Raw genomic sequence first — 18315 nt, 5'->3', positions numbered from 1 at the left:
TTAAATATTTGTTTAAATCAATTGGTTTAATATTGGGCGAGTCAGGCGCTCATTCGCCAGCGGGCCGAGGCCGTAGCGGATTGGGCGGATCCGCAGGCGTCGATCGCAGGGTTCCGCCGGAATGCACCTGACCGAAGCGCTAGTGCCCGGGCCGGGATTACGGTGTGAAACTGCAATGGCATTTTTTTGTTAGCATGTGAGGACATATGCATGCGGGCGCTAATAACGTTTGAGAAGCGGGCCCGAAGCGCCGGAGAGCGCGGTCGGCTTCAATCTGGGGAGTTGTGCCCATGGAAAAGAAACAATGCCTTCATTGCGGGTACTGGCGCGGCGACGCGCCGCGCGATAGGAGGGCGCCGGCTTACGCCTGCCCGCTGTGTCAGGCGCCTTATCAGGAAATGTATCCGCAGCCGTTGCCGCGGCGCGAGCCGGAGCCGGCGTCCCGGCTCAAATGGGCGCATGCGGGCGCGGTGATCGTCGTCCTGCTGGCCGGCGCGGCGGGCTTGACGTACACGGTCTGGCCCAGCCAGCAGCAGGCCGAGGCCAGGAACGAGGCGGAACTGAGGGAAATCGCCGGCGTGGTGTTGCCGGGCGCGGAGCAGGCCAAGGAGGAGCTGTGCGGCGGCGAGGCCTTCGCCGCCGGCGCTTTTTGCCGCTGGGCGTCGGAGCTGGCGGCGGTGGGGCGCCGGGCGACGCTGGCGCGGCACTGCATGGAGGTGGTCTCCGTCCGGATTCACCCGGGGAGCAAGAGCCCGGAACGGCCCGATTTCGCGGTGGGGTGCCGGGACTCCGCCGGGGAGATGATGGAAATGAGTTTCAACGAGGAGGACTTGAAGGCCGGCGGCGCGGCGCCGGCCGAGTAGGGCCCGTTCAAGTCTCGCGGGCCGGGCCTGGGGCGTAGCTTCGCCGTTTGAACAAGAGGGCGACGGCGATGAGCGCGGCCGGCAACAGCAGCATGCTGAAAATCCAGTCCGGGCGCACCTGCTGACGCATCAGCTCGGCGCCGGCCAGCACTCCGAAGATGGCGCCGCCGCGGCCGACGCCGTACATGCCGCCCACTCCGCTGGCGCGGCAGCGGGTTGGATAAAAGGCGGCGGACAGCGAGGCCAGCGCCGATTGCCCGCCGCCGGAGGCGAAGCCCATGCAGAACACCAGCAAGCCCAGCTGTCCGCCTTGCTCGCCCTGGGCGACGGCGGCGCCTATCGCCCAGGCCAGCAGGCCGGCGACGGCGAAGTTGGCCGCCAGCAGGCGGTGCGGCTCGGCGCGGCCCATCCACCAGCCCAGCAGAATGGAGCCGACGCCGCCGCCCAGCGGAAACAGCGCGCTGATCCAGGCGAAGCGGCTCAGCGAGAGGCCCGCCTCCTTCAACAGCAGCGGCATCCAGTTCACCACCAGGTAATAGATCAACATGCTCATGAAGCAGCTGAGCCAGAGCAGCAAGGTGCCGGCCGTCAAGGGCCGGCTCAGCACCGCGCGCAGGCCGGCGCGCGGCGCGTCGCCGTCGTCGCCCAGGCGGAAAGCGACGGCTTGCTCCAGTTCCGGCGTGGCGGCGAGGCGGCGCAGCCGCGCTTTAATCTCGTTGACTGAGCGCCGGCGCGCCGCCAGATAGCGCACCGATTCCGGCAGCCAGCGGTATAGCGCCAGCGCCAGCAGCAGCGGGAACACCCCGCCCAGCCACAGCGGCGCGCGCCAGCCGTAAGAGGGAATCAGCCAGCCGGCGCACAGGCCTCCGGCGCCGGCGCCCAGCGGAAAACCGCACAACATGGCGCTGACCAGCAGCGCGCGGCGTCGCGCCGGGCTGTATTCGGACAGCAGGGTGATGGTATTGGGCAGCGCCGCGCCCAGGCCGATGCCGGTGAACAGGCGGTAGACGGTGAGCGCGTTCAGCGAGTCCGCCGCCGCGGTCAGCAGGCTGCCGACGCCGAACAGCAGCGTCGACGCGATCACCGCGGGCTTGCGGCCCAGGCGGTCGGCCAGCGGCCCGCCCAGCAAGGCGCCGCCGGCTAGGCCGAACAGGGCGGCGCTGAGCGCCTGGCCCAGCTGCGGCTTGCTCAGCCCCCACTGCTCCATCAGCGCGGGTGCAATGTAGGACAGGGCCGCCAGGTCGTAGCCGTCGGCGAACATGACCAGAAAGCACAGCGTCAGCAAGACGGCGTGAAAGGGTCCCAGGCGGCTTCGGTCGATGAAGCGGTCAACATCCAGGGCGGCGGACATGGCGGCGTTCTCCCGGCGCGTCACAGCTTGACGCAGACATTGCTGATGTCGGAGTAGAAATCCAGCGAATGGCGGCCGCCTTCGCGGCCGAGGCCGGACAGCTTGCTGCCGCCGAAGGGGGTGCGCAGATCGCGCGCGTACCAGGCGTTGACCCAGACGATGCCGACCTGGACGCGCCGCGCCAGCCTGTGGGCGCGGTCCAGCCGCTGGGTCCACAGCGCGCAGGCCAGGCCGTAGGGACTGTCGTTGACGCGGCGCAGGATCTCCTCGTCGTCGTCGAAGGGCGCGATGTGGCAGACCGGGCCGAAGATTTCCTCGCGCACGCAGCGGGCGTGGTCAGGCAGGCCGGTCCAGATCGTCGGGCGCACATAAGCGCCTTGATCGCGCGCGTCGCCGAACTGCGGCGTTTCGCCGCCGGTCACCACCGCCGCGCCTTCCTCGCGCGCCAGCGTGAAATAAGACAGCACCTTCTCGCGGTGCTGGCGCGACACCAGCGGGCCCAGGTCCACGCCGTCCTCGTCCGGATAGCCCAGTTTCAGGCCCTCGGCGCGGGCTTTCAGCGCGGCGACGAAGCGTTCGAAGATAGGGCGCTCCACATAGACCCGCTCGGTGCACAGGCAGACCTGCCCGGTATTGAAGAAGGACGATCTGGCCACCCCGGCCACCGCCGCGTCGAAGTCGGCGTCGGCGAACACCACGGCGGCGTTCTTGCCGCCCAGCTCGAAGGAGATGTCCTTCACGCCGTCGGCCACCGCCTTCATGATGGCGCTGCCGGTGCGCGATTCGCCGGTGAAGGACACGGCGCTGATTTGCGGCGCGCGGGTCAGGTGTTCCCCGGCCGAGCCGGGGCCGAAGCCGTGCACCAGATTGAACACGCCGGCGGGAACGCCGGCCGCGTCCATCACCTCGGCCAGCAGGGCGGCCGACGACGGCGTTTCCTCGGAGGGCTTGCACACCACGGTATTGCCCATCGCCAGCGCGGGGCCCAGCTTCCAGGTCAGCAGCAACAGCGGCAGGTTCCACGGCGCGATCACCGCCACCACGCCCAGCGGCTTGCGCACGGTGTAGTTGAACAGCAGGCCGCCGTCGGCCTGCGGCGTTTCGCAGCAGTCGTCCACCTGGGCGACGGCGAGATCGGCGAAGGTCCGGAAATTGGCGATGGCGCGCGGCAGGTCCAAGGTGCGCGCCAGGTGCAGCGGCCGGCCGGTGTCGGCCACCTCGGCGGCGACGAAGTCGTCGAAACGCGCCTGGATGCCGTCGGCCACCTTGTGCAGCAGCGCGGCGCGCTCCGGCGCGCTATAGCGGCCCCAGGGTCCTTGCAGCGCGTCGCTGGCGGCCTGGACGGCGCGGGCCACCTGGACGGCGTCGGCTTCTACCGCCTGGTTCAACAGCCGGCCGTCCACCGGGCTGATATTGTCGAAGCGCTGGCCTTCCTCTTCGAATCGGCCATTGATGTACAGCGGCAGCAGGGCGGGGCGGCTCATGGTTTCTATCCTCGTCAACGGGGGGTGGACGCCGCGGTCTTAGAACCTGTTTACGATCTGCTGCGCGTCGGCGATACGGCGTTGAAAATGGTTTCGAAATGCTCATGCACCGTCTGTACACTCCGCTGTCTCAACCGTTTTCGCCTTGTCTCGCCTTAGCTCGCGAGATCGTAAACACGTTCTTAAGGGACGACGCAATATTGGCGAGTGTAGGAAAGGCGGCCTTGGGCGCGAAAATGAATAAATCGAGTCTTGCTATTCCCCGCGCTTATACCTGATCCGCCGCGTCCAGCGCGGCGGCGGCCAGTTTCAGGCTGTCTATCATCTGCCGGGCCGCCGGCGTCAGCGGCTTGTCGGCGCGCACCGAGTAGCCGACGGCGGTGGGCGGCCCCACCTCGTCCAGCGGCAGCACCGCCAGCAGCTTGGCGGCGGCGAAGCGGCGCGCCGCCAGCCGCGGCATCAGGCCCAGGCAGTCCGAATCCACCAGCAGATTGACATTGGTCAGCAAGGACAGCGATTCCAGCAGATTGTCCGGCAGCGGGAGGCCGGCGTCGTGGAAGAACTGCTCGGCCACCAGGCGGGCCGGCGAATCCGGCGGCGGCAGAATCCACGGCCAGTCGCGCAGTTCGGCGAGGCGGGACGGCGGCGCGGCCAGCAGCGGATGGTGGCCGCCGGCCACGATGCACAGCCGGTTCAGATAGAGCGGCTGGTGGCGCAAGGGCAGCTTGCGGGTGAGCGGCGCTTCCGGGTCCGGCAGGCGGCCCACCACCAGGTCCAGCTCGCCGGCGGCCAGCGCCGGGAACAGATAATCCTGCGGTCCCTCGCGCACGGTGACCAGCAGCTTGGGCGCGTGGGCCTTCAGCCGCAGGATGGCCTGCGGCAGCAGGCTGGCGCTGGCGGAGATCTGGGTGCCGATGATGACATGGCCGCAAATGCCGCCCTTGAAGGCGTTGATCTCGTCGGTCAGATAGCGCAGCTCGGCGATCACCGACTTGACGCGCTCGCCCAGCAGCAGCCCGTATTCGGTGGGCGTCACGCCGCGGTTGCCGCGCAGGAAGAGCACGGTGTCCAGCTGCTGCTCCAGCTCGCGTATCGCCTTGGTCACCGCCGGCTGGGTCAGGTGCAGCTCGCGCGCGGCGCGGGCGATGGACTGGCAGCGCAGCACCCGGTCGAACACCAAGAGCGGCCGCAGCTTGAGCCGGTTCAACACCATATCGTGAACGGAAAAGGGCGTGAGAGGGTCCATCGGCGCTCCTGTGCGGTTGGGACGGCGCGACAGAAGACTATGGCATAACTTTAGGGAATAGCAGAAGCCCGGATATTCATTTTCTCCTTATCGTCGCGCTCCATAGACTGGACGCGTCCCACTGATACGGCCGGTTTGGTCCGCGCCGGAGCGCTTGAATAAGGAGAACGCCTTGAGCCCAGTTTCACCATCCGCATTGCAAGCCGCCGCCGAGCAGCTGCGTCGCGCCGCCGACGCCGGCCAGCCCTGCGCGCCGGTGCGCGGCCTGCTCGGCGAGGGAGACGTCGACGCCGCCTATCAGGTGCAAACGCTGAATGTCCGGCATGCGCAGGCCCAGGGCCGGCGGCTGGTGGGCAGCAAGATCGGCCTGACCTCGGCCGCGGTGCAGCGGCAGCTGGGCGTGGCGCAGCCGGATTTCGGCCGCCTGTTTGCCGACATGGCGGTGTGCGACGGCGAGGAGATCGACAGCCGGCGGCTGCTGCAGCCCAAGATAGAGGCGGAAGTGGCGCTGCTGCTGGGGCGCGATCTGGACCATGACAAACATACGCTGGCGGATCTGTTCCGGGCGGTGGACGCGGTCTTGCCGGCGCTGGAGATCGTGGACAGCCGCATCGCCGGCTGGGATATCCGCATCAGCGACACCATCGCCGACAACGCGTCCAGCGGCCTCTTCGTGCTGGGCAACCGGCCGCGGCGGCTGGCCGACGTCGATCTGCTCGGCTGCGGCATGACATTGGAGCTGCGCGGCGAGCCGGTCTCGGTGGGCGCCGGCGCGGCCTGTCTCGGCAATCCCTTATTGGCCGCGCTGTGGCTGGCGGACACGATGGCGCGGCGCGGCGAGCCGCTCAAGGCCGGCGACATCGTGCTGACCGGCGCCTTGGGGCCGATGGCGCCGGCGCGCGCCGGCGACGTGTTCACCGCCCGCATTCAGGGCCTGGGCGAAGTGTCGGCCCGCTTCGCCCCACTTCAGGGAGCATCCTCATGAGCCATCCCGCTCGCGTCAAAGCGGCCATCATCGGTTCCGGCAATATCGGTTGCGATCTGATGGTCAAACTCCTGCGTCACGGCCAGCAGCTGGAATTGGCCGCCATGATAGGCATCGATCCGGATTCCGACGGCCTGGCCCGCGCGCGCCGCCTGGGCCTGGCCACCAGCCACCAGGGCGTGGAAGGTCTGTTGGCCATGCCCGGCGCCGCCGACATCCGCCTGGTGTTCGACGCCACCTCGGCCGGCGCCCACGCGCGCCACGAACAGCTGCTGCGGCCGCGCGGCGTCCGGGTGATAGACCTGACGCCCGCCGCCATCGGCCCCCATGTGGTGCCGGCGGTGAACCTGGACGCGCATCTGGACGCGCCCAACATCAATATGGTCACCTGCGGCGGCCAGGCCACCATTCCCATCGTGGCCGCGGTGGCCGCGGCGACGCCGGTGTTCTACGGCGAAATCGTCGCCTCCATCGCCAGCAAATCCGCCGGCCCCGGCACGCGCGCCAATATCGACGAATTCACCGAAACCACCGCCCAGGCGATTGTCGGCGTCGGCGGCGCGCGCAGCGGCAAGGCCATCATCATCCTGAACCCGGCGGAGCCGCCGCTGATGATGCGGGACACGGTGTTTTGCCTGACCGCGCCGGCGGACCGGGACGCCATCGCCCGTTCGGTGGCCGCGATGGCGGACAAGGTCAGCGCCTATGTGCCCGGCTACCGGCTGAAGCAGGAGGTGCAGTTCGAGGCGCTGCCGGCGGAAGCGCTGACGGCCTATCCGGAACTGGCGCGGAGCGGCGGGCTCAAGGTGTCCGTCTTCATCGAGGTGGAAGGCGCGGCCCACTATCTGCCGGCCTACGCCGGCAATCTGGACATCATGACATCGGCGGCGATGGCCTGCGGCGAACGCGTCGCCGCCCGCCTGCTGCAAGCCTGAGGAGCCCGGCATGGACAAACTGTATATTTCCGACGTGACCCTGCGCGACGGCTCGCACGCGGTCCGTCACCGTTATTCGCTGGCCCAGGTGCGCGCCATCGCCGCGGCGCTGGACGCGGCCGGGGTGGACTCCATCGAGGTGGCGCACGGCGATGGCTTGGAGGGTTCCAGCTTCAACTACGGCTTCGGCGCCCATAGCGACGTGGAGTGGATCGCCGCGGCGGCCGAATCCGTGCGCAACAGCAAGATCGCCACCTTGCTGCTGCCCGGCATCGCCACCGTGCGCGCCTTGCGCGAGGCCTACGACGCCGGCGCGCGCATTGCGCGCATCGCCACCCACTGCACCGAGGCCGACATCGCCAGACAGCACATCGGCTACGCGCGGGAACTGGGCATGGACGCCGTCGGCTTTCTGATGATGTCGCACATGACCACGCCGCAGCGATTGGCCGAGCAGGCCAAGCTGATGGAAAGTTACGGCGCCCATTGCGTCTACGTGGTGGATTCCGGCGGCGCTCTGCTGATGCAGCAGGTGCGCGACCGCTTCCGCGCCTTGCGCGACGTGCTGCGGCCGGAGACGGAAACCGGCATCCACGCCCATCACAATCTGTCCCTGGGCGTGGCCAACAGCATTGTGGCGGTGGAAGAAGGCTGCCGCCGCGTCGACGCCTCGCTGGCCGGCCAGGGCGCCGGCGCCGGCAACGCGCCGCTGGAAGTGTTCATCGCCGCCGCCGAGCGCCTGGGCTGGAACCACGGCTGCGAGCTGATCCGGCTGATGGACGCGGCCGACGATCTGGTGCGGCCCACCCAGGACCGCCCGGTGCGGGTGGACCGCGAGACGCTGGCGCTGGGCTACGCCGGCGTCTACTCCAGCTTCCTGCGCCATGCGGAAACGGCGGCGGCGCAATACGGCTTGAAAACCCTGGACATCCTGCTGGAAGTGGGACGCCGCCGCATGGTGGGCGGGCAGGAGGACATGATAGTCGACGTGGCGCTGGACTTGCTCAAGGCCAAAGGAGGCGCGGCATGACGGACTTTGTTCAAAACTGCGCCCGCGAACTGGACATCGCGACCCAAACCGGCGAAGCCGTCGATCAACTGAGCGCGCGGCGGTCTTTCGATCTGGCGCAGGCCTACCGCATCCAGCAGGCCGGCATCGCGCTGCGCCAGCAACGCGGCGAGCGCGCGCTGGGCTTGAAGCTGGGCTTCACCAGCCGGGCCAAGCGCGTGCAAATGGGCGTGGACGCGCTGATCTGGGGCGAGCTGACCGACGCCATGCAACTGGCGGACGGAGGCGAACTGGCGCTGGGCCGCCTGATCCATCCGCGGGTGGAGCCGGAAATCGCCTTCATCACCGCGCAGGAGATCTCGCGGCCGCTGTCCCTGGCCGAGGCCGGGCTGGCGCTGGCCGGCGTGGCGCCGGCGCTGGAAATCATCGATTCGCGCTACCGCGACTTCCGTTTCAGCCTGGAGGACGTGGTGGCGGACAACTGCTCATCGTCCCATTTCGTCGTCGGCCCGCTGAGCCCGCCGGACACGCCGCTGGACAATCTGGGCGTGACGCTGCGCTTCAACGGCCGGCCGGTGCAGCTGGGCAGCAGCGCCGCCATCCTGGGCCAGCCGCTGCGCGCGCTGATGGAAGTGTCCGCGCTGCTGCACGCGGAAGGGCGCACGCTGCCGGCCGGCTCCTTGCTGCTGGCCGGCGCGGCCACCGCGGCCGAGCCCTTGCGCGCAGGCCTGCACGTTGGCGTGGAGATCGCCGGCCTGGGCCGCTGCGAGTTTGAAACCGAAGGGAGCGCCGCATGAGCACCCAAGCCACCACCGTCAGCGGCAAGGCCGCGCCGCGCGGCCGCTTTCCGCACCTGAAGCGGGCCGGGGACTTCCTCTTTGTCTCCGGCACCAGTTCGCGGCGGCCGGACAACAGCATCGCCGGCGCCGAGGCCGACGCCATGGGCGCGACGCGGCTGGACATCGCCTTGCAAACCCGGGCGGTGATCGAGAATATCCGCGACATCCTGGCCACGGCCGGCGCCGGGCTGGCCGATGTGGTTGAAATCAGCGCCTACCTGGTGGATATGAACGATTTCGCCGCATACAACCGGGTTTACGCCGACTACTTCGACGAGGAAGGGCCGACGCGGACCACGGTGGCGGTGCATCAGCTGCCGCATCCGCATTTGCGCATTGAGATCAAGGCGATCGCCTACAAGCCGCTTTAAGAACGTGTTTACGGCGGCGAGTAGGTTCTTTTAGGTGTAATCAAGCACAAGAGAAGGAGAGAGGAGATGGAACTGCAATACGGCATGCCGCTCAATCTGCTGGACTGGGCGCAGCGCAACCAGGGTCTGCTCAAGCCGCCGGTGTGCAATGCGGCCGTTTGGTCGGACGGCGACTACATCATCAATATGGTGGGCGGGCCGAATACCCGCACCGATTTTCACGACAACCCCACCGAGGAGATTTTCTACCAGATCCAGGGCAACGCCTATCTGGAGATCTGGGACCGCGGGCGCTTCGATCGCATCGAGCTGCGCGAAGGCGACGCCTTCCTGCTGCCGGCCCACGTCATCCACTCGCCGCAACGGCCCGAGCCCGGCCTATGCCTGTTGGTGGAGAAGCCGCGGCCGGTCGGCCAGTACGACAGCCTGCAATGGTACTGCCCGGTCTGCGCCGCCGAGATCTGGCGTTTCTCCAAGCAGCTGGAAAGCCTGGTGGACGATCTGCCCAAGGCCTATCAGCTGTTTTACGCCTTGAGCGAGGACGAGCGCCGCTGCCGCCATTGCGGCACCGTCCACCCCGGCAAGGATTACGCCGCCTGGCATGAGTTGCGGCAGCGCTCCCGTCATTGAGCGTCCGTTCCATGACCGCCGCGTTCCCGCCCTAGCTCGCAAGACGGGAACCGATTCTTGAAGCAAGCTTAATTAACCGAGAAACGCAGCCATGATAGACATCCACTCCCATTTCTTCCCGCGGATCAGCCAGGCCGAGGCGGCCCGGCTGGACCCGCGGCGCGGGCCCTGGCTGGAGACCTCCGGCCGCAACGGGCAGATCATGGTGGGCGAGCAGCCGTTCCGGCCGGTGCACGACGCGCTTTGGGACGGCGCGCGCCGGCTGGCCTGGCTGGACGAGCAGGGCATAGACATCCAGATCATGTGCGCGACGCCGGTGATGTTCGCCTACGCCGCGCCGATAGAACGCGCCTTGCCGTGGGCGCAGCTGATGAACGACCGTGCGCTGGACATGGCGGCCATCGCGCCGCAACGCTTGAAAGTGCTGGCGCAAGTGCCCTTGCAGGACGTGGACGCCGCCTGCCGCGAAGCCAGCCGCGCCCGCGACGCCGGCCACATCGGCGTGCAGATCGGCAACCACGTCGGCGAGCGGGATCTGGACGACGCGGGCCTGCTGACGTTTCTCAGTCATTGCGCGGCCGAGAACATCCCGCTGCTGGTGCATCCATGGGACATGATGGGCGCCGGCGCGCGGATGAAGCGCTGGATGCTGCCCTGGCTGGTGTCGATGCCGGCGGAAACCCAGCTGGCCATCCTGTCGCTCATCCTGTCCGGCGCTTTCGAACGCCTGCCGGCCAGCCTGAAAATCTGCTTCGCCCACGGCGGCGGCAGCTTCGCCTATCTATTGGGCCGGGTGGACAACGCCTGGGAGCAGCGCGACATCGTGCGCGAAGACTGTCCGCGGCGGCCGTCCAGCTATCTGGACCGGTTTTACGTGGATTCCGCGGTGTTCGATCCCGGCGCGCTGCGGCTATTGATCGACACCATGGGCGCGGAGCGGGTGATGCTGGGCTCGGACGCGCCTTTTCCGCTGGGCGAGCAGACGGTGGGCGGCCTGATCCGCGAGACGGTGGCGGACGCCGAGGTCCGCCGGCGGCTGCTGGCGGACAATGCGCGGGCCTTCTTCAGTTTATAGGGCGGCTCAACTCAGCAGCCAGCCCAGCAACAAGCCGCCGAACAACAGCCATTTCAGCGCGTAATAGCCGAGGCGGCTCTGCGCCTTGATGCGCTTGCCGAACAGCCGCACCGCCTGCACATAGCGGAACAGGCGGTTGAGCGCGCCGGTGCGGTCCCCGTCCTGATTGGGGGCGCTGGCGGCGCCCAGCAGCAGGCGGCTGAGCTGGCGGTTGAACCAGGCGGCGAGCCGGAAGCGCATCGGCCGTTCGATATCGCAGAACAGGATGATGCGCTGGTGCTTGGTGGCGTTTTCGGCGTGGTGCAAATAGGTTTCGTCGAACAGCACCGCCTCGCCGTCGCGCCAGCTATAGCGCTCGCCGTCCACCTCGATGTAGCAGGCCTCGCTTTGCGGCGTGGACAGGCCCAGGTGGAAGCGCACCGATCCGGCGAAGGGGTCGCGGTGGCGCACCAGGCGGCTGCCCGGCGGCAGGCTGGCGAACATCGCCGCCTTCACCGTGGGAATGCCCTCCAGCAAGGCGGTGGTGTACGGACACAGCTTGGCCGCGGACGGGTGCGGCTGGTCGTACCACTTGAGATAGAAGCGCTTCCAGCCGGTTTTGAAGAAGGAATTGAAGCCCAGATCGTCGTAACGGTCGGAGGCCTTGATCGCGCCGCCGTCGGACAGGGCCAGCGCCTCGGTGCGGATGCGCTGCCAGTTGTCGTTCAGCGTCCGCAATTCCGGAAACTGTTGCAAGGGCAAATAGGGGCGGGCCGGCAAGGTGGAGAACAAGTAGCAGAAGCAGTTGATCGGCGCCATGAAGGTGGAGTGATCGGTCAACTGCCGCCAGAAACCCAGACGTTGGCGGCCGCGATAGTGGATGTAGACGGTACAGAGCGCGAAAACGAGGAGGATGGAGAGTTTGATATACGGCATATGGGCTCGCCTGTGCATGGATATGCTCAATTTCAAGCAAATACCGGTTTTGGACGACTGGTAGTTGGGATAGTTTAGCAAAATCCTGCCGCCGCCGCCCCCCGCGGCGGGCCGCGCAAACGGCTGTATTGGGCCGGAAAACAGCCGAAACCGGCTGTGCCGGCCGCCGCATACGGCCGACACCCGCAAGGGGCGCTGCCTAGAATGGTTCGAGCGAGAACGGCCCCGCGCCGTCCCCGGCAATCATTCGCTTGCCGGGCCGCCCGACCAAGGAGCCTGCCCATGCATTTCACCCACGCGATCACCCGTTTGCCGGCCGACACCGTGGCCGGCGGCCTGACCACCGCCGATATCGGCGCGCCGGACCCGGCGCTGACCCGCGCCCAGTTCCGCGACTACGTGGACATTCTGCTGAGCCTGGGCCTGACCGTCAGCACGCTGCCGGCCCAGCCCGATTATCCCGACGCCCATTTCGTTGAAGACACCGCGGTGCTGATGCCGGAACTGGCGGTGCTCACCCAACCCGGCGCGCCGTCTCGCCGCGGCGAGGTGCGCAGCATCGCGCCGCTGGTGTCCCGCTTCCGCCACGCCGTATCGATGGACGGCGACGCGCGCATGGACGGCGGCGACGTGCTGATGATAGACAAGCGTTTCTTCGTGGGCCTGACCAGCCGCACCAACGAGGCCGGGGTCAGCCAGTTCGCCGCCGCGGTGGAAAAGTTCGGCTATGTCGTCACCGCGGTGGAAGTCAGCGCCGGCCTGCATCTGAAATCCATCGTCAACTACGTGGGCCGCAACACACTGATCCTGTCCGAAGACCGCGCCGACGATCCGGTGTTCCACGGCTATCAGCAGATCGTGCTGGCCAGGGACGAGGAGTACGCCGGCAACACCCTGTGGATCAACGACACCCTGATCACGCCCAGCGGCTACCCGGACACTCTGCGCAAGCTGAAGACCCTGGGCCTGCCCATCATCGAGACCGACACCAGCGAAATCCGCAAGATGGACGGGGGCTTGACCTGCATGTCCCTGCGTTTCTAAGAACCTGTTTACGATCTGCTGCGCGTCGTGGAGCGTCACACAGTGAGTACGGCTTCAAAATGCTCATGTACCGTGTGTACACTCCGCTTTTTCAGCCGTTTTCGCCTTGTCTCGCTCTAGCTCGCTAGATCATAAACACGTTCTAAAAGCAGCGCCGTTTCATTCGCCACCGGCCGCAGAGCCGGGAAGATTCAGAACCTGTCGCCGACGCTGAGCCGGCGAGGAACAGGCTCTCAAGGAGAAACCAGATGAAAACCATCAGCATCGCGCTCTTGCTGGCGCTGAGCGCCGGCCCGTCGCTGGCCAAGGACATCAAGCAAATCCGCTGGGGCGTGGATGGCGGCTACCCGCCCTTCGACGTGCTGGCGCCCAACGGCGAGATCACCGGCTTCGATCCGGACATCGCCAAAGCCGTCTGCGCCGAACTCAAGGCCCGCTGCGTTTTCGTCAAGCAGCCGTTCGACAGCATGATAGCGGCGCTCAACGCCAATAAGTTCGATGCCGTCATCGCCTCGCTCAACGTGACGGCGGAGCGGCGGAAGCAGGTGGATTTCAGCGACAAATACTACGCGTCCGCCTCGCAGCTGGTGGCGCGCAAGGGCAGCCCGCTGCGGCCCACGCCGCAGTCGCTGGCCGGCAAGACCGTGGGCGTGCAGTCCGGTTCGGTGCACGAGCAGTACGCCAAGGCCAACTGGGGCGGCGGCAAGGTCAAGATCGTCACCTACGCCAACCAGGACAATGTCTACCTGGACCTGGCCTCCGGCCGCATCGACGCCGCCTTGCAGGACAATATCCAGGCCGAGACCAGCTTTCTGCGCACTGAGCGCGGCCGGCAGTTCGCCTTCGCCGGTCCCAAGCTGGGCGAGTCCAATCCGGTGGCCGTCGCGGTGCGCAAGAACGATCCGGAACTGAAGGCGGCGATCAACCGCGCCATCGCCGCCATCCGCGCCAACGGGGTGTACGAGGGGATACGCAAGAAGTACTTCGGCTTCGATATCTACCACTAAGCACCTGTTCAATGTCTGCTGCGCTTCGTGAGACGTGGCACGGTGAGTACCGCTTCGAAATGCTCATGTACCACGCGTACATTCCGCTTTCTCAGCTGTTTTCGCCTTGCCTCGCCTTAGCTCGCGAGACTTTGAACAGGCTCTATAGAGCCAGTTCATCGTCTGCTGCGCGGCGTGCGTACCGCTTCCATCCCTATCCACCCCCGGCCGGCGCCCGCCGGCCGCTTCCCCAAGGAGGGCGGCCATGGTGGCGTCCTATCTGCCCCTGTTGCTGAGCGGGGCCTGGCTCAGCCTGCGCGTGGCGCTGGCCGCGCTGGGGCTGGCCCTGCTGTTCGGCCTCGCCAACGCCTGCGTCAAGCTGTTCGGGCCGCGTTGGCTGCGGGCGGCGTCCATCGCTTACACCACGGTGATCCGCGGCATTCCGGAACTGGTGATGATGCTGCTGCTGTTCTACGGCGGCGAGAAAGTCTTCAATCTGCTGCTGGCGGCCTTGGGGCTGCCGGCGGTGGAGTTCGACAAATTCCTGGCCGGGGTGCTGACCATAGGCTTCATCTTCGGCGCCTATTACACCGAAACCTTCCGCAGCGCCTTCCTGGCGGTGCCGCGCGGCCAGTTGGAGGCCGGCGTCGCCTACGGCATGCGGCCATGGTGGCTGTTTCGGCGCATCCTGTTTCCGCGGATGCTGCGCCACGCCTTGCCCGGCATCAACAACAACTGGCTGGCGCTGATGAAGTCGGCGGTGCTGGTCTCGCTGATCGGCCTGGAGGACATGGCCTGGCTCGCCGAGCAGGCCGGCCGCGCCACCCAAATGCCTTTCCTGTTCTATTTCCTGGTCTGCCTGGTCTATTTGCTGTTCACCGCCGCCTCCGGCGGGGTGTTCCGCTGGCTGAGGCTGCATTACAGCCGCGGCCTGCTTTGAGGGGGAAACGATGACGCTAGACGAAATCCTGCGCGCCTTGCCCAGCTATTTATGGGGAGAGGGCGGCCAATGGAGCGGGCTGGCGCTCACCGCCAAGCTGTTCCTGGTGTCCGGCGGCCTGGGCATGTTGCTGGCGGTGCTGCTGGCGCTGCTCAGGGTCTACGGCCCGGCGCCGCTGCGCTGGGCGGTGGCCGCCTTCAGCTATTTCTTCCGCGGCACGCCCTTGTTCATGCAGCTGATGCTGATCTATTACGGCGTGTCGCAATTCAGCTGGGTGATAGAAGGCTGGCAGGCGGAAGACCCGTTCTGGCTGCTGTTCCGCGACGCCACCTTCTGCGCCATCCTCGCCTATGTGTTGAACACCGCCGCTTACGCGCAGGAAATCCTGTCCGGCGCGCTCGCCGGCTACCCGCGCGAGGAAATCATGGCGGCGGAGGCCTTCGGCATGTCGCGGGCGCAGGTCATCCGCCGCATCGTCTTGCCCGGCGCGCTGCGGCGCTCGATACCGGTGCTGAGCAATGAAATGGTGTTTTTGCTGCACGCCACCGCCTTATCGTCCACGGTCACGCTCTTGGACGTCACCGGCGTGGCGCGCGCCTTGTACGCGGCCACCTACGCGCCGTTTTTCCCTTTTCTGATGGCGGCGGCGATCTACCTGGGCTGCACCTTCGCGCTGCTGGCGGGCTTTCGTCAGGCGGAACGCCGCTGGCTGAAGTTCCTGCGGCCGCGCTCAGCCTAGCGCGCCGGCGCTGCGCTTGATCTCCTGCAGCTCGGTGATGGTGATGATCTTGTCGATCTTGAAGGCGGCGCTGTTCAGCCATTGCTCGGCCAGCTCGCGGTATTGCTGGATGTCGCGACAGCCGACGCGCACCTGGAAATCGAAGCTGCCGGCCACCAGCCAGGCGTCCAGCACCGCCTCGCTGCGCTGCAGTTCCTTGATGAAGGCCTGCTGCGACAGCGCGTGATCGGCCAGCGCCACCTGGGCCACCACGATGACGGGGTAGGCCGGTTCCGGCAGCTGCACCACGGCGCGGTAGCCGCGGATCACGCCGGCTTTTTCCAGCCGGCGCACGCGCTCCAGGCAGGGCCGAGGCGTCAGGTTGACCTGCTCGGACAAACGTTGAAAGGACATGCGGCCGTCGGCTTGCAAAGCGGCGAGGATTTTCAGGTCGATACGGTCCAGGCTGGGTTTCTTGTCGTTCATGGCGGGTTTCAGGATGGATGGGCTGCCTGATGATTTGAGCCTCAGGCGCCGACAGTGTCAAGGCGGCGCGTCCAGCGTGGTTTTGATATTTCAATGACATGTAAAGGGAGGGCGTTTTATGGAGCTCGTCACCCAGGCGTTGCCGCAGGCCAGCATAGGCATGCGGCGCGAACTCTTGAGCCTGCATTACGGCCGGCGCGGCGCCGGGCCCAAGGCCTATTTGCAGGCCAGCCTGCACGCGGACGAACTGCCCGGCATGCTGGTGATCCACCATCTGCGCCGGCTGCTGGACCAGGCCGAAGCGGCCGGCCTGCTGCGCGGCGAAATCGTGCTGGTGCCGGCGGCCAATCCCATCGGGCTGGCCCAGGCGCTGTTGCAGCAGCAGCCCGGGCGTTTCGAACTGCGCAGCGGCGAGAACTTCAACCGCCGCTTCACCGATTTCCACCCGCTGCTGCGCCCCGGCCTGGAAGCCAATCTTGGCGACGCCGCCGCCGCCAATCTGCGGACGGTGCGCGCCCGGATGCGCGCCACGCTGGACGCGCAAACCCCGGTCACGGAACTGGAGGCGCTGCGCCTTGCCCTGAGCCGGCTGGCGCTGGACAGCGATCTGGTGCTGGACCTGCATTGCGACAGCCAGGCGCTGCTGCACGTGTACGCCGACGCGCCGTTCTGGCCGGCGCTGGAGCCGCTGGCGCGCTATCTGGGCGTGGCCGCGGCGGTCTTGAACGAGGCGCCGGGCGGCACGACTTTCGAGGAATCCTGCGGCCAGAGCTGGTGGCGGCTGGCCGGCGAACTGGGGCCGGCGCATCCGCTGCCGCTGGGCTGCGTGGCCGCCACGGTGGAGCTGCGCGGGCAGGGCGATCTGGACCACGGCCAGGCGCGGCGGGACGCTGAGGCTTTGTACGCCTATCTGCAAAGCCGCGGCCACATCGCCGGCGCCGCGCCGGCCTTGCCGCCGCCGGTGCCCGCGCCATGGACCTGGCGCGGCATGACCAGCGTGAGCGCGCCCGCGCCCGGCCTGGTGCTGCGCCATTGCGCGGTCGGCGCGGAAGTGGAGCGCGGCCAGCCGCTGCTGGAGCTGATCGACCCGCTGGAAAACCGGGTCGTCCCGGTGCTCAGCCCGGCGGCGGGCCTGCTCTACGTCAGCCACCCGCTGCGCTACGCCCAGGCCGGCATGGAGCTGTGCCGCATTCTGGGCCGGGCCGACGCCGGCGCGCGCGTGTCGCTTGCTTGAACGTTTGCGTCATGTTTCCGGCATGGCCGCAACGCGTACTGTCAGTAGAATGATTTGCCGCCCGCGGGCGGCCATGCGAACCCCCACCCAAGAGCCGCCCACCATGCAAGCCCAAGCCATCGCCGCCGCCGACGCGCCGGCGCAAGAAAACCTGGAGCCCATCTGGCTCCGCGCCAGACAAGGCCAATTGGCCCGCGCCGTCGTGATGGTGCGTCCTCACGATTTCGCCTTCAATGAACAAACCGGCGCCGACAATGTGTTCCAGCACCGGCTGCAACTGCCGCCGGTCCAGGTCACCGCGCGGGCGCTGGCGGAATTCGATGCCATGGCGCAGCGGCTGCGCGACCGTGGCGTCGAAGTGCTGGTGCTGGAAAAAAGTCCGGACGGCTATCCAACCCCGGACGCGGTGTTTCCCAACAACTGGTTCAGCACCAGCGTGGACGGCAGCCTGCACGTCTACCCGATGCACACGCTGAACCGCCGCCGGGAACGGCGGGTGGAGGAGCTGTGCCAATTGCTGCTGAGCCACGGCTACGAGGTGGAGCAAGTGGTGTGGGCCGGCCATCCGCTGGAAGAGGAACTGATCCTGGAAGGCACCGGGGTGATGGTGTTCGACCATCCGCGCAAGCGCGTGTACGCGGCGCGCTCGCAGCGCTGCCATCCGGGCGCGCTCTACCGTTACGCGCGCCGGCGCGGTCTGGAAGCGGTGCACCTGTTCGACACCGTGGACAGCCGCGGCGTGCCCATCTACCACACCAATGTGATGATGAGCGTGGGCGAGGGCTTCGCGGTGATCTGCTCCGAAAGCCTGCACCGGCCGGAGCAGCGGCGGCAAGTGCTGAGCGCGCTGAGCGAGCACCACGAGGTGATCGACATCAGCCTGGCCCAGGTGGAGCGCAGCTTCTGCGGCAATATCCTGCAACTGCGCGGCGCCGGCGGCCAGCCGCTGATCGCGATGTCGGAGCAGGCCTGGAACGGCTTCACGCCGGCGCAGCAAAGAACGCTGGAGCGCCACGGGCAGCCGGTGGTCAACCCCATTCCCACCATAGAGGCGGTGGGCGGCGGCAGCTGCCGCTGCATGCTGGCCGAGCTGTTCCTGCCGCGCGTCCGCTAGCGGCTGCCCCGGCAAGGGCCGGGAACGCGTTCCGTCGCGGCTCGTTCGGGAGGGAGGCTAGGCCGGACAACTCAATCCACGGTTCAGACG

19 protein-coding genes are annotated in these 18315 nt (G+C 67.4%); 14 read left to right on the top strand and 5 right to left on the bottom strand.

Going from position 1 to position 18315, the window contains the following annotated elements; translation table 11 throughout:
- Positions 1 to 290 precede the first annotated feature (290 nt).
- Positions 291 to 863, top strand: a complete 573-nt coding sequence (locus tag JC616_RS12250; protein ID WP_227103247.1) for a hypothetical protein — start codon at positions 291 to 293, stop codon at positions 861 to 863.
- 7 nt (positions 864 to 870) lie between these two features.
- On the opposite strand, the gene JC616_RS12245 is transcribed toward JC616_RS12250, so the two are convergent.
- The 3 genes from JC616_RS12245 to JC616_RS12235 form a co-directional block, all read right to left on the bottom strand.
- Positions 871 to 2214, bottom strand: a complete 1344-nt coding sequence (locus JC616_RS12245; RefSeq protein ID WP_227103245.1) for an MFS transporter — start codon at positions 2212 to 2214, stop codon at positions 871 to 873.
- Positions 2215 to 2234: 20 nt separating this feature from the next.
- On the bottom strand, positions 2235 to 3698 hold the full coding sequence (locus JC616_RS12240; RefSeq protein WP_227103243.1) for a 2-hydroxymuconic semialdehyde dehydrogenase: 1464 nt from the start codon (positions 3696 to 3698) through the stop codon (positions 2235 to 2237).
- 268 nt (positions 3699 to 3966) lie between these two features.
- A complete protein-coding gene (locus JC616_RS12235) occupies positions 3967 to 4944 on the bottom strand; it encodes a LysR substrate-binding domain-containing protein (RefSeq protein ID WP_227103242.1) in 978 nt (325 codons plus the stop codon).
- A 172-nt stretch (positions 4945 to 5116) separates the two neighbouring features.
- Between JC616_RS12235 and JC616_RS12230 the strand changes: the two genes are divergently transcribed.
- From JC616_RS12230 to JC616_RS12200, 7 genes are all read left to right on the top strand, one after another.
- Complete coding sequence (locus JC616_RS12230) at positions 5117 to 5929, top strand: 2-keto-4-pentenoate hydratase (RefSeq protein ID WP_227103239.1); 813 nt, start codon at positions 5117 to 5119, stop codon at positions 5927 to 5929.
- On the top strand, positions 5926 to 6864 hold the full coding sequence (locus tag JC616_RS12225; RefSeq protein ID WP_227103237.1) for an acetaldehyde dehydrogenase (acetylating): 939 nt from the start codon (positions 5926 to 5928) through the stop codon (positions 6862 to 6864). The genes JC616_RS12230 and JC616_RS12225 overlap by 4 nt, the downstream gene beginning before the upstream one ends.
- Positions 6865 to 6874: 10 nt before the next feature.
- On the top strand, positions 6875 to 7894 hold the full coding sequence (dmpG, locus tag JC616_RS12220; protein WP_227103235.1) for a 4-hydroxy-2-oxovalerate aldolase: 1020 nt from the start codon (positions 6875 to 6877) through the stop codon (positions 7892 to 7894).
- Entirely contained in the window at positions 7891 to 8670 is a 780-nt protein-coding gene (locus tag JC616_RS12215) for a 2-keto-4-pentenoate hydratase (protein WP_227103233.1), read from the top strand. Before dmpG ends, JC616_RS12215 begins: the two co-directional genes overlap by 4 nt.
- Positions 8667 to 9083 (top strand): RidA family protein, encoded by a 417-nt coding sequence (locus tag JC616_RS12210; protein WP_227103231.1) that lies wholly within the window; start codon positions 8667 to 8669, stop codon positions 9081 to 9083. The genes JC616_RS12215 and JC616_RS12210 overlap by 4 nt, the downstream gene beginning before the upstream one ends.
- Positions 9084 to 9149: 66 nt before the next feature.
- Positions 9150 to 9713, top strand: a complete 564-nt coding sequence (gene nbaC, locus JC616_RS12205; RefSeq protein ID WP_107798933.1) for a 3-hydroxyanthranilate 3,4-dioxygenase — start codon at positions 9150 to 9152, stop codon at positions 9711 to 9713.
- Between the two features lie 91 nt (positions 9714 to 9804).
- Positions 9805 to 10788, top strand: coding sequence for an amidohydrolase family protein (locus JC616_RS12200; protein ID WP_227103229.1), 984 nt, complete (start codon positions 9805 to 9807; stop codon positions 10786 to 10788).
- Positions 10789 to 10794: 6 nt separating this feature from the next.
- On the opposite strand, the gene JC616_RS12195 is transcribed toward JC616_RS12200, so the two are convergent.
- On the bottom strand, positions 10795 to 11703 hold the full coding sequence (locus JC616_RS12195) for an aspartyl/asparaginyl beta-hydroxylase domain-containing protein (RefSeq protein WP_227103227.1): 909 nt from the start codon (positions 11701 to 11703) through the stop codon (positions 10795 to 10797).
- Between the two features lie 282 nt (positions 11704 to 11985).
- Here JC616_RS12195 and JC616_RS12190 point away from each other — a divergent pair, with 282 nt between their 5' ends.
- The 4 genes from JC616_RS12190 to JC616_RS12175 all read left to right on the top strand — a co-directional run bounded on the left by JC616_RS12190 (position 11986) and on the right by JC616_RS12175 (position 15412).
- Positions 11986 to 12747 (top strand): dimethylarginine dimethylaminohydrolase family protein, encoded by a 762-nt coding sequence (locus tag JC616_RS12190; protein ID WP_227103225.1) that lies wholly within the window; start codon positions 11986 to 11988, stop codon positions 12745 to 12747.
- Between the two features lie 248 nt (positions 12748 to 12995).
- Positions 12996 to 13754, top strand: coding sequence for a transporter substrate-binding domain-containing protein (locus JC616_RS12185; RefSeq protein ID WP_107798936.1), 759 nt, complete (start codon positions 12996 to 12998; stop codon positions 13752 to 13754).
- 244 nt (positions 13755 to 13998) lie between these two features.
- Positions 13999 to 14673 (top strand): ABC transporter permease, encoded by a 675-nt coding sequence (locus tag JC616_RS12180; RefSeq protein ID WP_227103223.1) that lies wholly within the window; start codon positions 13999 to 14001, stop codon positions 14671 to 14673.
- Between the two features lie 10 nt (positions 14674 to 14683).
- Entirely contained in the window at positions 14684 to 15412 is a 729-nt protein-coding gene (locus JC616_RS12175) for an ABC transporter permease (RefSeq protein ID WP_227103221.1), read from the top strand.
- On the opposite strand, the gene JC616_RS24575 is transcribed toward JC616_RS12175, so the two are convergent.
- Entirely contained in the window at positions 15404 to 15877 is a 474-nt protein-coding gene (locus JC616_RS24575; protein ID WP_107798939.1) for an Lrp/AsnC family transcriptional regulator, read from the bottom strand. The genes JC616_RS12175 and JC616_RS24575 overlap by 9 nt on opposite strands.
- A 118-nt stretch (positions 15878 to 15995) precedes the next feature.
- Between JC616_RS24575 and JC616_RS12160 the strand changes: the two genes are divergently transcribed.
- Entirely contained in the window at positions 15996 to 17111 is a 1116-nt protein-coding gene (locus JC616_RS12160; protein ID WP_227103219.1) for a succinylglutamate desuccinylase/aspartoacylase family protein, read from the top strand.
- A gap of 73 nt (positions 17112 to 17184) precedes the next feature.
- Positions 17185 to 18225: an arginine deiminase-related protein gene (locus tag JC616_RS12155; protein ID WP_227103217.1), complete on the top strand. Its 1041-nt coding sequence runs from the start codon at positions 17185 to 17187 to the stop codon at positions 18223 to 18225.
- Positions 18226 to 18315 lie beyond the last annotated feature (90 nt).

It is taken from the genome of Chromobacterium rhizoryzae (genome assembly GCF_020544465.1).
Lineage (GTDB): Bacteria > Pseudomonadota > Gammaproteobacteria > Burkholderiales > Chromobacteriaceae > Chromobacterium.
The sequence above is the reverse complement of the archived record's forward strand: the minus strand, read 5'-3'. Positions and strand labels throughout refer to the sequence as shown.

Coding starts and splice junctions, on each gene's coding strand:
- JC616_RS12200 (WP_227103229.1), top strand. CDS start 9,805: ATGATAGACATCCACTCCCATTTCTTCCCGCGGATCAGCCAGGCCGAG.
- JC616_RS12175 (WP_227103221.1), top strand. CDS start 14,684: ATGACGCTAGACGAAATCCTGCGCGCCTTGCCCAGCTATTTATGGGGA.
- JC616_RS12155 (WP_227103217.1), top strand. CDS start 17,185: ATGCGAACCCCCACCCAAGAGCCGCCCACCATGCAAGCCCAAGCCATC.
- JC616_RS12250 (WP_227103247.1), top strand. CDS start 291: ATGGAAAAGAAACAATGCCTTCATTGCGGGTACTGGCGCGGCGACGCG.
- JC616_RS24575 (WP_107798939.1), bottom strand. CDS start 15,877: ATGAACGACAAGAAACCCAGCCTGGACCGTATCGACCTGAAAATCCTC.
- JC616_RS12180 (WP_227103223.1), top strand. CDS start 13,999: ATGGTGGCGTCCTATCTGCCCCTGTTGCTGAGCGGGGCCTGGCTCAGC.
- JC616_RS12235 (WP_227103242.1), bottom strand. CDS start 4,944: ATGGACCCTCTCACGCCCTTTTCCGTTCACGATATGGTGTTGAACCGG.
- JC616_RS12215 (WP_227103233.1), top strand. CDS start 7,891: ATGACGGACTTTGTTCAAAACTGCGCCCGCGAACTGGACATCGCGACC.
- nbaC (WP_107798933.1), top strand. CDS start 9,150: ATGGAACTGCAATACGGCATGCCGCTCAATCTGCTGGACTGGGCGCAG.
- JC616_RS12190 (WP_227103225.1), top strand. CDS start 11,986: ATGCATTTCACCCACGCGATCACCCGTTTGCCGGCCGACACCGTGGCC.
- JC616_RS12240 (WP_227103243.1), bottom strand. CDS start 3,698: ATGAGCCGCCCCGCCCTGCTGCCGCTGTACATCAATGGCCGATTCGAA.
- JC616_RS12195 (WP_227103227.1), bottom strand. CDS start 11,703: ATGCCGTATATCAAACTCTCCATCCTCCTCGTTTTCGCGCTCTGTACC.
- JC616_RS12185 (WP_107798936.1), top strand. CDS start 12,996: ATGAAAACCATCAGCATCGCGCTCTTGCTGGCGCTGAGCGCCGGCCCG.
- JC616_RS12210 (WP_227103231.1), top strand. CDS start 8,667: ATGAGCACCCAAGCCACCACCGTCAGCGGCAAGGCCGCGCCGCGCGGC.
- JC616_RS12225 (WP_227103237.1), top strand. CDS start 5,926: ATGAGCCATCCCGCTCGCGTCAAAGCGGCCATCATCGGTTCCGGCAAT.
- dmpG (WP_227103235.1), top strand. CDS start 6,875: ATGGACAAACTGTATATTTCCGACGTGACCCTGCGCGACGGCTCGCAC.
- JC616_RS12245 (WP_227103245.1), bottom strand. CDS start 2,214: ATGTCCGCCGCCCTGGATGTTGACCGCTTCATCGACCGAAGCCGCCTG.
- JC616_RS12160 (WP_227103219.1), top strand. CDS start 15,996: ATGGAGCTCGTCACCCAGGCGTTGCCGCAGGCCAGCATAGGCATGCGG.